This window comes from Aromatoleum diolicum (genome assembly GCF_012910955.1).
In the GTDB taxonomy this organism is placed as follows: domain Bacteria; phylum Pseudomonadota; class Gammaproteobacteria; order Burkholderiales; family Rhodocyclaceae; genus Aromatoleum; species Aromatoleum diolicum.
This window is the reverse complement of sequence record NZ_WTVQ01000009.1, coordinates 1-14,681: the sequence shown is the minus strand read 5'-3', so window position 1 is coordinate 14,681 and position 14,681 is coordinate 1. Positions and strand designations below refer to the sequence as shown.

At 67.7% G+C, this 14,681-nt stretch carries 10 protein-coding genes; 6 read left to right on the top strand and 4 right to left on the bottom strand.

Features of this window, described 5'->3' with window-relative positions:
- Positions 1-16: 16 nt before the first annotated feature.
- The 3 genes from nrfD (at position 17) to GPA25_RS07240 (ending at position 4,766) form a co-directional block, all read left to right on the top strand.
- Positions 17-1,114: an NrfD/PsrC family molybdoenzyme membrane anchor subunit gene (nrfD, locus tag GPA25_RS07250; protein WP_169259707.1), complete on the top strand. Its 1,098-nt coding sequence runs from the start codon at positions 17-19 to the stop codon at positions 1,112-1,114.
- Positions 1,115-1,136: 22 nt separating this feature from the next.
- Positions 1,137-4,229 (top strand): molybdopterin dinucleotide binding domain-containing protein, encoded by a 3,093-nt coding sequence (locus GPA25_RS07245; RefSeq protein WP_169259706.1) that lies wholly within the window; start codon positions 1,137-1,139, stop codon positions 4,227-4,229.
- 144 nt (positions 4,230-4,373) lie between these two features.
- Positions 4,374-4,766, top strand: coding sequence for a hypothetical protein (locus tag GPA25_RS07240; RefSeq protein WP_169259705.1), 393 nt, complete (start codon positions 4,374-4,376; stop codon positions 4,764-4,766).
- Between the two features lie 60 nt (positions 4,767-4,826).
- Here GPA25_RS07240 and GPA25_RS07235 read toward each other — a convergent pair whose 3' ends face one another.
- Both GPA25_RS07235 and GPA25_RS07230 read right to left on the bottom strand, forming a co-directional pair.
- Positions 4,827-5,459: a response regulator transcription factor gene (locus tag GPA25_RS07235; RefSeq protein ID WP_169259704.1), complete on the bottom strand. Its 633-nt coding sequence runs from the start codon at positions 5,457-5,459 to the stop codon at positions 4,827-4,829.
- A complete protein-coding gene (locus GPA25_RS07230; RefSeq protein WP_169259800.1) occupies positions 5,443-7,278 on the bottom strand; it encodes a sensor histidine kinase in 1,836 nt (611 codons plus the stop codon). Before GPA25_RS07230 ends, GPA25_RS07235 begins: the two co-directional genes overlap by 17 nt.
- 281 nt (positions 7,279-7,559) lie before the next feature.
- Here GPA25_RS07230 and GPA25_RS07225 point away from each other — a divergent pair, with 281 nt between their 5' ends.
- A complete protein-coding gene (locus tag GPA25_RS07225) occupies positions 7,560-8,114 on the top strand; it encodes a hypothetical protein (RefSeq protein WP_246265447.1) in 555 nt (184 codons plus the stop codon).
- Between the two features lie 69 nt (positions 8,115-8,183).
- Here the strand turns inward: GPA25_RS07225 and GPA25_RS07220 are convergent, their stop codons facing one another.
- Positions 8,184-8,651 carry a c-type cytochrome gene (locus GPA25_RS07220; protein ID WP_211162995.1) on the bottom strand — a complete coding sequence of 156 codons (468 nt, stop codon included), beginning with the start codon at positions 8,649-8,651 and terminating at the stop codon, positions 8,184-8,186.
- Between the two features lie 191 nt (positions 8,652-8,842).
- The gene (locus GPA25_RS07215; protein WP_169259703.1) at positions 8,843-9,322 is read right to left on the bottom strand and encodes an OmpA family protein; all 480 of its coding nucleotides are present in this window, start codon (positions 9,320-9,322) and stop codon (positions 8,843-8,845) included.
- A gap of 268 nt (positions 9,323-9,590) precedes the next feature.
- On the opposite strand from GPA25_RS07215, the gene GPA25_RS07210 reads away from it, so the two are divergent.
- A complete protein-coding gene (locus GPA25_RS07210; RefSeq protein ID WP_169259702.1) occupies positions 9,591-10,688 on the top strand; it encodes a response regulator in 1,098 nt (365 codons plus the stop codon).
- Positions 10,689-10,722: 34 nt separating this feature from the next.
- Positions 10,723-14,681, top strand: a 3,959-nt coding sequence (locus GPA25_RS07205) for a response regulator (protein ID WP_169259701.1), incomplete at its 3' end; no start/stop codon positions are given.

Sequence of the window (14,681 nt, the reverse complement as noted above, 5' to 3'; positions counted from 1 at the left end):
CAACAGGAGACCGATCATGAATCCGGATATCGTCGAAACCGTCAATGTCGCGCGCGAAGTCGCGTGGCTGCCGTGGGCGGTGCAGTACTTCTTCCTCATCGGCCTGTCCTACGGCGCGTATCTCGTGTCGCTGCCCGGCCTGGTGTTCCGCCGGCCGGGCTGGGAAGGCATCTCACGGCTGGCGCTGCTGGCGGCGCTCGTCTGCGGTCTGACCGCACCGGTCGCGCTGCTCGCCGACCTGCACCAGCCGGGGCGCTTCTGGCATTTCTACGCCTACTTCACACCGAGCTCGTGGATGTCGTGGGGCGCGTTCTTCATCCCGGTGTATCTCACCGGGTTGATCCTGTACGCGTGGCTGGCGTTCCGTCCGGCGCTCGCGCGTCATGCCGATGAAGGCGGCAGGCTTGCGGGCCTCGCGCGTCGGCTCGCCTACGGCGGCCACGAGAGCCGCAACGCGCTCGTCGCCGCGGCGCTGCTCGCGTTCGTCGGCGCCGCGCTCGTCGCGCTCTACACCGGCGTCGAAGTCATGCTGGTGCGCGCCCGCCCGCTGTGGCACACGCCGCTGCTGCCGCTGCAGTTCTTCGTCACTGCGCTCGCCGGCGGATTTGGCCTGACGCTGCTGTTCAACCGCTACCTGTCCGGCCGTGGCGACCCGCTGGCGACGCGGCGCATGGCGAACGCGCTCGCGGTGACGCAGCTTGTCGCGTTGCTGGTCGGCGGCGTGTGGCTCGCGCTGGGTTTGAGTGGGCTGTCGCCGACTCACGCGCAGGCCCTCGCCGAGGTCGCGCCGTCGGCGAATTGGCAGTTGAGCGCCGTGTGGGCGGTGGCCGCGACGGTCGTGACCCTCGTGCTCGCGTGGAAGCGGCCGGGATCGGGTCTCGCGATCGGCCTGCTGGCGCTGCATTCGGCCTGGATGATGCGCTGGACGATCTTCATCGGCGGCCAGGAAGTGCCGAAGACCGGCGCCGGCTACTACAGCTACCAGCTGCCGTTCGGGCCCGAAGGCCTGATGGGCATCGTCGGCACCGCCGGGCTGTGGATCTTCCTCTTCGTCGTGCTGACAACGCTGCTGCCGCTCGATCGCATCGGCAAGTCCGGCGCAACCGGCGCTTGAAACGAGTTACAGGATAGCCATCATGAAAATCGAACGTCGCGAACTGATCGCCGCCGGGGGCCTGGCCGCCTTCGCCGTCGGCTTCTCCCAGACCCTGGGGCGCATGTTGTCGGGTCTCGTCGGTGACGCGCCGAAGGCGCACAACATCCACGGGCGCTCGGCCGAGCCGGAATTCAGCGTCGATCCGGCCACCGGCGCGCTACGCCCGAACCCGAACCAGCAGGTGAGCTACACCGCCTGCCTCGGCTGCACGACGCAGTGCGGCGTGCGCGTGCGCGTCGACCGCGCGAGCGGCAACGTGATCCGTGTGGCGGGCAACCCGTACAGCCCGCTGTCGACCGAGCCGCATCTGCCGATGAAGGCGTCCGTGAGGGACAGTCTGGTGGCGCTGTCGCGTTTCCAGGACAAGGGCCTCGCGGGCCGCTCGACCGCCTGCGGGCGCGGCAACGCGGCGATGGACCAGATGAACTCGCCGTTCCGCGTGCTGACGCCTTTGAAGCGCGTCGGCCCGCGCAACGGCGGCCAGTGGCAGCCGATCTCGTTCGAGCAGCTCGTGAGGGAACTCGTCGAAGGCGGTGATCTCTTCGGCGAAGGCCATGTGGAGGGCTTCGCCGCGCTGCGCGACCTGGCGACGCCGATCGACCCGGACGCACCCGAACTCGGTCCGAAGGTGAACCAGGTCGCGCTGCTGTCGAGCGTCAATGACGGCCGCGAGCCCTTCGCCCGGCGTTTCTGGAACCAGGCCTACGGCACGCTCAACTTTGTCGGCCACGGCTCCTATTGCGGCGGCGCCTATCGCTCCGGTTCGGGCGCGCTGTTCGGTGACCTGAAGAAGATGCCGCACGCGAAGCCGGACCTCGCGAACGCCGAGTTCGTGCTTTTCATCGGCACCGCGCCGGGCAATGCCGGCAACCCGTTCAAGCGCACCGGCACCCTGCTCGCGAAAGGGCGCAGCGAAGGCCGCCTCGAATACGTCGTCATCGACCCGGTGCTGACCAACGCCGACAACCGCGCCGCCGGCGAGCGCGGCCGCTGGGTGCCGATCCGCCCGGGCACCGACGGTGCGCTGGTGATGGGCATGATGCGCTGGATGTTCGAGAACGGGCGCGTCAACACCGCCTACCTTGGCTACCCGAACCTGAACGCCGCGGAAGCCGCGGGCGAGCCGTCCTTCACCAACGCGAGCTGGCTCGTCGTCGCCGAGAAGGGGCACCCGCGGGAAGGGCGCTTCCTGCGCGGTTCGGACATCGGCATCGCGGTCGCGGAAGAAGAGAAGCACAAGGACGCCGATCCCTATCTCGTGCAGGGGCCCGACGGCAAGCCGATGCCGGCCGACGTGGCGACCGGTCCGGCGCCGCTGGAAGCAGCGGCTCCGGTCATGGTCGGCGACAGGAAGCTGGCGGTGAATACCGCGTTCGAACTGCTGCGCGAATCGGCGCTGAAGTTGGGCCTTGCCGAGTACGCGGGGATCTGCGGCGTACCCGAAGCGGTGATCACCGGCCTCGCCGACGAATTCACCCGTCACGGCCGCAAGGCCTGCGCGATCGCCCACGGCGGCATGATGGCCGGTAACGGCTTCTATAACGCATACGCCGTCGTCACGCTCAACGCGCTGATCGGCAACCTCAACTGGAAGGGCGGCTTCGTCGTCAATGGCGGCGGCTTCAAGGACGCCGGCGCCGGTCCGCGCTACGAGCTCGAGACCTTCCCCGGCGCGGTGAAACCGAAGGGTACGCCGCTCGGGCGCAACGTGCCGTACGAGAAATCCGCCGAGTTCGCGCGTCGCAAGGCCGCAGGCAAGGCCTATCCGGCGCGCGACGCGTGGTTTCCGAACGCACCGGGCCTCGGCACCGAGTGGTTCCCCGCGATGTTGCGCGGCTATCCGTACGGCGTGAAGGCGCTGATCCTGTGGAGTTCGAACCCGCTGTACGGCATCGCCGGCCTGCGCCCGCTGGTCGAGAAGGCGCTCGCCGACCCGAAGAAGCTGCCGCTGATCGTGTCGGTCGATCCGCTGATCAACGAGAGCAATGCGTTCGCCGACTACATCGTGCCCGATTCGCTGATGTACGAGAGCTGGGGCTGGTCGGCACCGTGGAACGGTGTGCCGACGAAAGCGACGACCGCGCGCTGGCCGGTCGTCGAGCCGAAGGCCGCCAAGACCTCGCATGCGCCCGACGCTCCGGCGATCGGCATGGAAACCCTGTTCATTGCGCTGGCGCAGGCGATGAAACTGCCGGGCTTCGGCCCGGCGGGGCTCGCCGACATCGAAGGCAATCGCCTGCCGCTCGAACGGCCCGAGGACTGGTACCTGCGCGGCGGCGCGAACGTCGCCTTCGGCGGCAAGGCGCCGGTCGGCGACGCGACCGACGAGGATCTCGCGCTGTCCGGCGTCGAACGCCTGCGTCCGCTGCTCGAAGCGACGCTGAAGCCCGACGAGTGGCGCAAGGTGGCTTTCCTCTACACGCGCGGCGGCCGCTACCAGCCGGCGAAGGAGGCGCAGGACGAAACGAACCCCGAATGGCAGACCAACCGCTTCAAGAACGCGCTGTGGCTGTGGAACGACAACGTCGGCGGCACGAAGAACAGCCTTACCGGCAAGCGCTTCACCGGCTGCGCGACCTGGCAGCCGCCCGCCTTCGCCGATGGCACGCCGATGCGCGACGTGCACAAGGAGAGCGACTGGCCGCTACTCGTCGTCAGCTACAAGTCGGCGCTGCAGAATTCCTACAGCATCGCGACACGCATCACGTCGCTGCACCCGGACAACCCGGTGATCGTGCATCCCGAAGACGCAGCGCGGTTGGGGCTCGCGACGGGCGATCTCGCGCGCATCCAGACGCCCGGCGGCGAGGCGACCTGCCGCGTGATCGTGCATGAAGGCGTGATGCGCGGCGTGCTCGCGGTCGAGCATGGCTACGGCCACCGCGAGCTGGGGGCGCGCGCGCACACGCTGGGCGACGCGCGTCAGCCGGAGCGCCCGGACCTGCGCGCGGGGGTGAATCTCAATGACCTCGGCCTCGCCGACCCGACGCGCGGCAATCAAGCGATCTGGGTGGATGCAGTGTCCGGCACCTCGGTGCGCAACGGCCTGCCGGCGAAACTGATGAGGATCTGAGTTTCCGGGATTATCAAAACGGGATGTAACAGGATGACCCTATATATAAGCGAAGGTCTATATTGAATCGGAATGGCACCCGGATGCCTTCGGTGGCTGCCGGGTGGCAGATGTGCGTGTCGATGACATACGATGGAGGTTCCGATGAAACACAGGATACTGATTGCGGCGTGTGCTGCCGCATTGATGGCGGGCGGCGCCTACGCCCAGCCGGCCGGCGGTTTGCCGCCGATCGCTGACGATGCGCCGCTCTACGGCTCGCAGATCATGACGCCGCAGGAACGTACCGAACTTCGCGACCGGATGCGCGCCGCAAAGACGCTCGAAGAGCGCGAGCAGATCCGCACCGAGCACCATGCGCGGATGATGCAGCGCGCGAAAGAGCGCGGCGTGACGCTGCCGGACGAGCCGCCGATGCGGGGCGGACGGATGATGGGGCCCGGTGGCATGGGCCCCGGGTCCGGGGCGGGCGGCGGCATGGGGCCGGGTGGAGGCATGGGGCCAGGCGGCGGCATGGGCGGCGGGCCCGGCCGCTAGGCACGGCAAGCACGCATCGGCGTGGGCGGACGGATGCCTGCGCGAGCGCCGGCGCGCCGCTCAATCGAGCGCGGCGGGATCTGCGCGCAGCATCAGGCGCGCGAGTTCGGCGGCGCTGCCCACTTCGGTCTTTTCCATCACATGCTGGCGGTGCACATGCACCGTCTTCTCGCTGATATCGAGTTCGCGCGCGACGAGCTTGTTCGGCAGGCCTTGCGCGACCAGGCGCGCGACTTCCTGTTCGCGTGGTGACAGGCGGCCAAGCCGCGCCGTTGCCTCGTCGCGCAGTGCATTGCGTGAGCGGTCCTCGACGCTGCGTCGCACGGCGCTGGCGACCGCGTCGAGCAGCGCCTGATCCTTGAACGGCTTCTGCAGGAAATCGCACGCACCATGCTTCATCGCCTGCACTGCGAGTTCGACGTCGCCGTGACCGGTGATGAAGATGATTGGCGGCAGCGCGCCGCGTGCTTGCAGTCGCTCCTGCAGTTCGAGTCCGCTCATTGTCGGCATGCGGATGTCGAGCACCAGACAGCCGGGCGCAGCGGGCGGCGCGTCGCTCACCGCGAGATAGTCTTCCGCCGAGGCATGACTGGCGACATGCCAGCCGACCGATTCGAGCAGGAAGACCAGTGAGCGGCGAAAGGCCGCATCGTCGTCCACGACATGGATCACGCAATCATCGGTCGGCAGCATCGTCGGGTCGGGCGTCAGGCGTGGTTGCAGGGGCGCACGAGGGCAGGCTCAGGACGAATTCGCAGCCGGTGCCGTCGACAGGGGCTTCGGCGGTCAGGCGGCCGCGGTGCGCCTCGGCAATCGTACGACAGATCGACAGGCCCAGTCCCAGCCCGTCCGGTTTGGTCGTGAAGAAGGGCTCGAACAGCCGGTCTCGGCTCGTTGCGTCGAGCCCGGTGCCGAAGTCGCGCACCGCCATGTGCACGTTCCCGTCACCACCCCGAGTGATGTGCACGAGCAGCCGCTGGCGCTCCGGCGCGAGCCCGCGCGTCGCGTCGCAGGCGTTCTTCAGCAGGTTCAGCAACACCTGCTGGACTTGCAACGGATCGATCTCGACCGTCGTTCCCGGCCGGGTCTCGTCCGTCAGCCTCACCTCGGGCGCATTCGCCAGCATGCCGCGGAACAGCGCGATCGCCTCACGGACGATGGTGACCGGCGCAACACGCTCGCGCACCGCGGCGCGCTTCTTCGCGAAACCGCCGATGCGGGCGAGGATGCCCGCGGCGCGCTCGGCCTGGCCGGCGATTTCGCCCGCGGCCTCGCGCACCGCATCATTGGTGAGACGGCCATTGTCGACGCGCCGGACGAGGCTCTGGGCGTAGTTGCCGATCGCGGCGAGCGGCTGGTTCAGCTCGTGCGCAAGCGTGCCCGACAGTTCGCCGAGCACCGACAGCCGTGACAGGTGGTCGGCCTGTTCCTGGTTCGCGCGGATGCGCGCTTCGAGCGCCTCGCGCACCGCGAGTGCCGTGCGCAGTTCCGCGGTGCGGGTATGGACCTGGTGTTCGACGCGCACCGTGTACAGGATCCACGCCGCGAGCAACACTGCGAGCGCGACAACCCAGCGCCAGTAGCGCTCGGCGAGCGTCATCAGCGTCGGTTCGCGCAGATAGGCATACGGCCCGATCTGCAGCTCGCGGAACATCTCGTGCACCGCCTGGTAGTCGGCCGGCACGGCCCACGCCATGCCGTCCTCGGCTTCCGACATCGCCAGCAGCGCGATCGCCACCTCCTTCGCCAGCGCCGCCGGGGTGTGACGCAGCGTCGCGAGCGGCCAGTCGGGGTACAGGCGCGTCGAGCTTGCGCACGGAAAATCCGGTTCGCTGCGTGCGCCGAGCACCCGGAACGCGCTGCGCCATTCCTCGCGACTTTCGAGCAGGCAGCTGCGCACGATGCCGGCATCGGCCTCACCACGCGCGACGGCGTCGAACACCCGGTTCATCGGCAGGCCGACGACCTTCAGGCCGGCGAAATCGCGTTCCGGGTCGATACCCAGGGCCGCCAGTTCGCGCCACACGAGCTGGAAGCCGCCGAAGCCCTCGCGCGCGACGACCGCGACGCGCCGTCCGCGCAGGTCGGTGAGCGTGCGCAAGTCGCCGCTGCCGGCCTTCACGATCACCGCCGATCCGATCGCCCGTTCGGGGGTGCGCGCCGGCCCGGGGTCCAGCGTCAGGATACGGCTTGCGCCAAGCACGGCCTCGAGTTCGACATAGTGGCCCGGGTTGGTGATGACGAAATCGATCTCGCCCGCGGCCGACGCATCGTGCAGGCCGCGGTGGTCGAGTTGCACAAGGCTGACTTTGCGCCCGGGCATGGCCGCCTGCAGGCGGCGCACCACCGGCGACCATTCGTTGATCGCGGCTTCGGCGCCGAGGAAGGCGAGCACGCCAATGCGCACCGCGCCGGCGTCGTCCACCGCGTATGCGCGCACCGGTGCGAGGGCGGCGAGGAGGAACAGCGCTGCACCGAACAGGTAGTGCCGCGCGCCGGTAGTTGCAAGCATCACGCAAGCATCACGCCTTCGGCTCCACGGGTCAAGCCGCCGTCATGCCATGCCGCGCAGGAGACCGCAAGTCCGTGTGTGTGTAGTTCGTCACGGATGCCGCGGCGTCAGCTGCATGGCCGCGGATCGGCTCCCTTTACAATGCCCTCGGAAAACCAATTTCCACAAATGAATATGCCTTTGATTGAACATGGATTATGTTCCGTGGCAGGGCTGTTTCCTGTCGCGGCACCACGGGGTGCTTCGATACAAATTTTGGTGGAGGCCAGGCAATGAAAGCAATGATGAGGAATTCCCGGATTCGATCCAGCGCGGCCGCGGTAGCGCTCGCCGCACTCGCCCTTGTACCTGGCGCCGCGAGCGCGGACGAACGTCCCTGCGAAGCCCCGGGCAAACTGGTGCCCATCGCCGGGAAGATCCTCAACAACTCGCTCGGGCCGGGCGATACGCTCGGCACGCTGCAGGGGACGCTGGCTGGCTCGAAGAAGCTCAAATGCGGCATCCACGGCAAGGCCTTCTTGAATCCGGATGGTTCCTTTGGCGGTTTCACGCATTCGGTCGTTTGCGATGACACCCTCCAGGCCGAAAACGCTGTCGACAGCATCCATTCGCAGGTCATCTCGATCAGCCGATTCGACGGCTTGCCGAACTTCGGCTCCTGCGGCATCCCCGGCATGGACCTGCAATACGGAAGCTTTCGCGAGATTTCCGACCCGCAGGCCGGACGCGGACAGTTCTCCCCCACCGGTGGCGGGCGGCTGTACATCGAAGGCACGATCAATTGCGCCGGCGCGGTTGACATGAGTTTTACCGGCCACGTCTGCCTCGTGCGTTGACCGGCAACGACACGGCGCGACGGCATCGGCGAATGCCGCGCGCCACGTGTCCCGGCGCGCGGGTGGCCCCTATTTCGCGATCGGGGGTTCCTCGAATTTCGCCCCGCCCGAGTTGGCGAGATGGGCGACCGCACGGCGTACTTCCGTGTCGGTCAGATCGGCGCCGCCGCCGCGCGGCGGCATCTGGCGGATACCGCTGATCGCGTTTTTCGTCAGCGTGTCGAAACCCTGCGCGATGCGCGGCGCCCACGCGGCGGTGTCGCCGGCCTTCGGTGCGTTGAGTGCCCCCGAGGCATGGCAGCCGGCGCAGGTGCCCTGATATATCTGTTCGCCGCTGCGGTTGCCCGCAGCGACCTTCTGCACTTTCAGCACGACGCGTGCGATCGGCTCGATCAGGCGCGCGCGGGCTTCCGGATCCTCGCTTTGCGGCTTGCCGCAGGCGCCGAGCAGTGTCGCGAGCACGGCGACGGCGCTCAGCGCAAGGCGCCGTGCGGGGCGGAGGGGCTGGCGGGCAGGCCGATTATGCAGGGCGGACATGCAGGCTCCTTGTTCCATGTTATTGGGGAAAGCCAAAGTATATCCGCCACGCGGCCGTGGACCGGGTGGCGGATGTAGGGACCGCGAGGGCGCGAGCCTCGGCAGCGAGCCGCGCCGCGCAACGGTGCCTGGCGCACACAAAAAAGCCGGGGAGTCCCCGGCTGATTCGTTGGCTGCTGAACCGGTGCCGCTTACTGTACGCGGACCTCGACGCGACGCGCTTCAGCCGCATCGCCCCCGCCCAGCGTCACCGCCGGACGACGCAGCAGCACGCGCTCGGCGGGCACGCCGGCCGCGACCAGCGCATCGCGCACCGACAGCGCGCGGTTTTTCGCCACTTCGGCGTTTACCGCAGCACTCCCGCTTTCATCATGAAAACCCGACAGCAGCACCCTCTTCCCCGGCGCAGCGTCCAGCGCGACGACAACCGTCGCCACATCGGCCGGCGCGTCCGCGGGGAGCGTCGTCACGCCGAGGTCGAAATAGATCTTCACCAGCGCCTCGCCCACTTCCGCGACCTCGACGAATCCGCCTGCTGCCGCCGCAACCGGTGCATCGGCCGCACGCAGCTTCCAGGTGCCGAGTCCGATGACCAGCGCGATCACCAGCGCAATGACACCGAAAAGCACACCGATGACGACATTGAGTTCGCCGTCTTCCTGATCGAACATGTTTTACGCTCCAGTCATGGGGTTATCCCGCATATGCAGGGTCGGGCGAGAGTTTAGCCCAATCCCGTTCGCCATGTATCGGCCTGCATGGCGCGCGCGCACTGGCATCTGCCATGCAACGCGACGCGCCGGGCTGCGCGAAGTGCCGAATTCCTGTTGCCTGGGAGGCGGAGCGGGGGTTGAATGTGCGAAGCTCACGGCGCCGCGCGTCAAACGGAAAGGCTGCGGCGACGTCGCTTCCGCTCCATCGGCTGCAAGGGGAAGACACATGGATGCACCGAATCTCACCGAGAAGGCGACGGTCCTGGTGGTGGACGACACGCCGGACAACCTGTCGCTCATGTCCGGCCTGCTCAAGGACCGCTACAAGATCAAGGTTGCCAACAACGGCGAGAAGGCCCTGCGCATCGCCCGCGGCGAACCCGCGCCCGACCTGATCCTGCTCGACATCATGATGCCCGGCCTGTCGGGCTACGACGTGTGCCTGGCGCTCAAGGGCGACCCCGCGACGCGCGACATCCCGATCATCTTCCTCACCGCGATGACGGCGACCGAGGACGAGACGAAGGGTCTGGCGATGGGCGCGGCCGATTTCATCACCAAGCCGGTCAATCCCCCGGTGGTGCTCGCGCGCGTGGCGACCCAGCTGCAGGTGAAGGCCGCCGCCGATTTTCTCCGCGACCAGAACGCCTATCTCGAAGCCGAGGTCGCCCGGCGCACGTGCGAGCTCGCGGCGATCCAGGATGTCGCGATCCTGGCCATGGCCTCGCTGGCGGAGACCCGCGACAACGATACCGGCAACCACATCCGCCGCACCCAGTTCTACGTCAGGGCGCTGGCCGAGCGGCTCAGGGACCACCCGCGCTTCCGCCTGTTCCTCGCCGGCAACACCATCGACCTGCTGTTCAAGTCGGCACCGCTGCACGACATCGGCAAGGTCGGCATTCCGGACCGCATCCTGCTCAAGCCGGGGCGCTTCAGCGCGGACGAATTCGAAACGATGAAGGCGCACACGACGCTGGGCCGCGATGCCATCCTTCATGCGGAGCGGAAGCTCGGCATGGACGTCGATTTTCTCCGCCTGGCCAAGGAAATCGCCTATTGCCATCAGGAGAAATGGAACGGCTCGGGCTATCCGGAGGGGATCGCCGGCGACGCCATCCCGATCTCCGCACGCCTGATGGCGGTGGCCGATGTGTATGACGCACTGATCAGCCGGCGCGTATACAAGGAGGGCATGTCGCACGAAGCGGCGGCGGAAATCATCCGCGACGGCCGGGGCTCGCATTTCGATCCCGACATCGTCGATGCCTTCGTCGAACTGCAGGACGAATTCCGCGCCATTGCCGCGCGTTTCAACGATTAGGCGGACGCCGCCGCGCCAGACAGGAGCCGCAGGGATGAATCTTTCGATGATGGCGCTGGAACGCCGCACGCTCACAGCGAAGCTGCTCCTGGGTTTCGCAGGACTGTTGCTGGTTCTCGTCGCCATCAGCCTGCACTCCCTGTACAACCAGCAGCAGATGAACGACGAGCTGCAGGCGCTGTACGAAAACGAGCTGCTGGGCGTGTCGCACGTCAAGGAGGCGCGCATCCAGTTCGTGCAGATGGGCGACGCCTTGCGCCAGACCATCCTGCCGCAGACGCCCGGCGAACGCGACCAGGCGTTCCGCCAGCTGGCCGAGGCCGAAAGCCGCCTGCGCCGGGAACTGACCGAGGCCGCCCGGCTGTTTCACCGGGACGACAACCGTGCCCAACTGGTGCGCTTCGACGAACGCTTTGCCCTGTACAAGGCGCGCATCGCGCGGGTGGTCGAGTACCAGAAGAAAGGCGAGTTGAGCGATGCGCTGAGCGCGGTCGCGTCACCCGAATTCCAGCTCGCCGGCCAGGCCGCCGGCGACACACTGGCCGATATTGCGCGGGTCATGGAGGAGGAAGCCTACGAGGCCGCGCAGCGTGCCGAGCGGCGCATGGTGGTCGTCAAGCGGAGCACCTACGGCCTGATCGGTGGCGGCAGCGCCCTGGCGCTGCTCTTCGGCGCCCTCGTCGGCCTGTCCATCCGCCGTCCGACCGAACGCCTGCGCGCCGTCGTCGAGCAACTCGCGGCCGGCCGGCTCGAGCAACCCGTCCCGCATACGGAATATCCCAACGAGATCGGCGATCTTGCCCGCGCCATGGAGGTATTGCGCCTCGAGGCACGCAAGGTCCAAACGCAGCGCTGGCTCAAGACGCACCTGGCGGAGATTTCGGGCGAACTGCAGACGACCTCCAGCCTTGCCGAACTCGCGCAGAAATTCCTGTCGAGCATCGCGCCGGTGCTCAAGCTGGGCCATGCCGCGTTCTACCGCCACGACGAAGCCGGCGACCGGCTTGCCCTGCTCGCCGGCTACGCGCGCAGCGAGCCCGTGACGCCCGTTCCGCAGTTTGCCCTGGGGCAGGGTCTGGTGGGTCAATGTGCGCGGGAGCGGGCACCGATCATCCTCACCGAGCTGCCCGCGGACTACCTGCACATCGGCTCCGGACTGGGCGACGCGGCTCCGCGCGCGATTGCCGTATTGCCGGTGCTGCGCAACGGGCGTCTGCTGGCGGTGGTGGAGCTGGCCAGCTTCGACGTTCTCGGCGCCGCCGAACAGGCGCTGCTCGATGTGGTGATGCCGATCCTGGCGATGAGCTTCGAGATTCTGGAACGCAACGCGCGCACGCAAACCCTGCTGGAGGAAACGCAGCGCCAGGCGGAGAACATGGAGCAGCAGGCGCGACAGCTCGAAGAGCAGACGGTCGAACTCGAGGCGCAGCAGGCGTCCCTCCGCGAAACCTCCGCCGACCTCGCGATCCTGGAAGAGCGCAGCCGGCTGATCCTGGGTTCGGTCAAGGACGGCATCGTCGGCCTCGACCAGGATGGCGTGATCACCTTTGCCAACCCGGCCGCGCCGGCCATGCTCGGTTTTGCGGAAGTGGAGTTCGTCGGCCAGCACATGCACGCGCTGATCCACCACAGCTATCCCGACGGCCGAGCCTTTCCCCGCGACGACTGCTCGATGTACCGCACCGGACTGGACGGCCAGGCGCGCACGGTCGACAGCGAAGTGCTGTGGCGCGAGGACGGCACCCCGGTACCGATCGAATATTCAACCACCCCGATCCACAAGGACGGCACCCTCGTCGGCACCGTCGTCGTGTTCCGCGACATCACCGAGCGCAAGGCGGCCGAGAAGGCCATCGCCGACCAGCGCGCATCGCTGCAGTACATCCTCGACCACAGCCCGGTGGGCACCGCCTTCACCACCGACGGCGTGTTCCGCTACACCAACCCCGAGTTCACGCGCATGTTCGACAGCCGTCCCGGCGACTCCGCGCAGCACATCTACGCGACGCCGGAAGAGCGCCTGCGCATGATCGAGGACCTGCGCCGCGAGGGCTACATCCGTGACCGCGAAATGCGCCTGGTGGCCGCCGGCGGCGAGCTGCGCGACTTCCTCGTCACCTTCATGCCTTTCGCCCACGAGGGCGAGAAGGGCGTGATGGGCTGGCTGCTCGACATCACCGACCGCAAGCGCGTGGAGGCGGAAATCCTGCGCGCCAAGGAGATCGCCGAAGAAGCCACGCGCGCCAAGAGCGACTTCCTCGCCAACATGAGCCATGAGATCCGCACGCCGATGAACGCCATCATCGGCATGTCGCATCTCGCCCTGCAGGGCCCGCTCGAGCGCAAGCAGCGCAACTACATCGAGAAGGTGCACCGCGCCGGCGAAAACCTCCTCGGCATCATCAACGACATCCTCGATTTCTCGAAGATCGAGGCCGGCAAGATGTCGATGGAGACGGTCGAGTTTCGCCTCGAAGACGTCATGGACCACCTCGCCAATCTCGTCGGCATCAAGACCGAGGACAAGGGGCTGGAACTGCTCTTCAACGCCGCGCCGGACGTCCCCACCGCCCTCGTCGGTGACGCCTTGCGTCTGGGCCAGGTGCTCGTGAACCTCGGCAACAACGCAGTGAAATTCACCGACGCCGGGGAAATCGTCGTCGGCATCGACACCGTCGCGCAGACCGACGACGAAGTCGAGCTGCACTTCTGGGTCCGCGACACCGGCATCGGCATGACGCCCGAACAGTGCGACACGCTGTTCCGCAGCTTCAGCCAGGCCGACGCGTCGACCACACGCAAGTACGGCGGCACCGGGCTGGGCCTTGCGATCTCGAAAAACCTCGTCGAGATGATGAAGGGCCGCATCTGGGTCGAAAGCACGGCCGGCCGCGGCTCGACCTTCCACTTCACCGCCCGCTTCGGCCTGCAGGCCGAACCGATGGCGCGCCGCATGTTCCGCGCCGACGAACTGCAGGGCGTGCGCATCCTCGTCGTCGACGACAATGCCTCCGCGCGGGAAATCCTGTCGGCCATGGTGCGGCACTTCGGGCTGGCAGTCGATACCGCTTGGGACGGCAGCCAGGCGCTGGACATGATCGCCGCCGCCGACGCGCGCCGGACCGCCTACGACCTTGTGCTGATGGACTGGAAAATGCCGGTCGTCGACGGCGTCGAGGCGGTGCGGCGCCTGCAGGAGCATCCGCCCGCCAAGCTGCCCGCGGTGATCATGGTGACCGCCTACGGCCGCGATGAGGCGCTCGGATCGGCCGAACAGCGCGGCGTCGCAGTCAAGTCCGCGCTGACCAAGCCGGTCACGGCCTCCCGCCTCCTCGAAGCCATCGGCGAAGCCCTCGACAAGGGCGGCCTGGTCGAGTCCCGCGCACACGAGAACCTCGACGCCTCCAGCGCCGCGATGGCGGCCCTCGCGGGTGCGCGCGTGTTGCTCGTCGAGGACAACGAAATGAACCAGGAGCTCGCAAACGACCTGTTGCACCAGGCCGGCATGGACGTTGTCATCGCCGGCAACGGCCAGGAAGCGCTCGACATCCTCGCGCGCGACGCGCGCTTCGACGGCGTGCTGATGGACTGCCAGATGCCGGTCATGGACGGCTACACCGCCACGCGCGAAATCCGCCGCAATCCCGCATGGACGCACTTTCCGGTGCTCGCGATGACGGCCAACACCATGGCGGGCGACCGCGAAAAGGTCATCGCCGCCGGCATGAACGACCACATCGCCAAGCCGCTCAACGTCGGCGAAATGTTCGTCACCCTCGCAAAGTGGATCCGCCCCGCGACCGTCGGCGCCGGCAGCGTCGCACCGGCGGCGGCAAAAACCGCAGGCACCCTGCCCCCGCTGCCCGGCATCGACATCGACGCCGGCCTCGCCACGACGATGGACAACCACAAGCTCTACCGGCGAATGTTGACCCGCTTCCGCGACGGCCAAAGCCGCTTCGCCGAACAGTTCGCCGCCGCGCAGACCGACCC

Excerpts from the sequence above, each read along its gene's own strand:
- GPA25_RS07215 (WP_169259703.1), bottom strand. The coding sequence starts at position 9,322 with ATGTTCGATCAGGAAGACGGCGAACTCAATGTCGTCATCGGTGTGCTT.
- GPA25_RS07210 (WP_169259702.1), top strand. The coding sequence starts at position 9,591 with ATGGATGCACCGAATCTCACCGAGAAGGCGACGGTCCTGGTGGTGGAC.
- GPA25_RS07230 (WP_169259800.1), bottom strand. The coding sequence starts at position 7,278 with ATGCTTGCAACTACCGGCGCGCGGCACTACCTGTTCGGTGCAGCGCTG.
- GPA25_RS07225 (WP_246265447.1), top strand. The coding sequence starts at position 7,560 with ATGATGAGGAATTCCCGGATTCGATCCAGCGCGGCCGCGGTAGCGCTC.
- GPA25_RS07245 (WP_169259706.1), top strand. The coding sequence starts at position 1,137 with ATGAAAATCGAACGTCGCGAACTGATCGCCGCCGGGGGCCTGGCCGCC.
- GPA25_RS07235 (WP_169259704.1), bottom strand. The coding sequence starts at position 5,459 with ATGCTGCCGACCGATGATTGCGTGATCCATGTCGTGGACGACGATGCG.
- nrfD (WP_169259707.1), top strand. The coding sequence starts at position 17 with ATGAATCCGGATATCGTCGAAACCGTCAATGTCGCGCGCGAAGTCGCG.
- GPA25_RS07240 (WP_169259705.1), top strand. The coding sequence starts at position 4,374 with ATGAAACACAGGATACTGATTGCGGCGTGTGCTGCCGCATTGATGGCG.
- GPA25_RS07220 (WP_211162995.1), bottom strand. The coding sequence starts at position 8,651 with ATGTCCGCCCTGCATAATCGGCCTGCCCGCCAGCCCCTCCGCCCCGCA.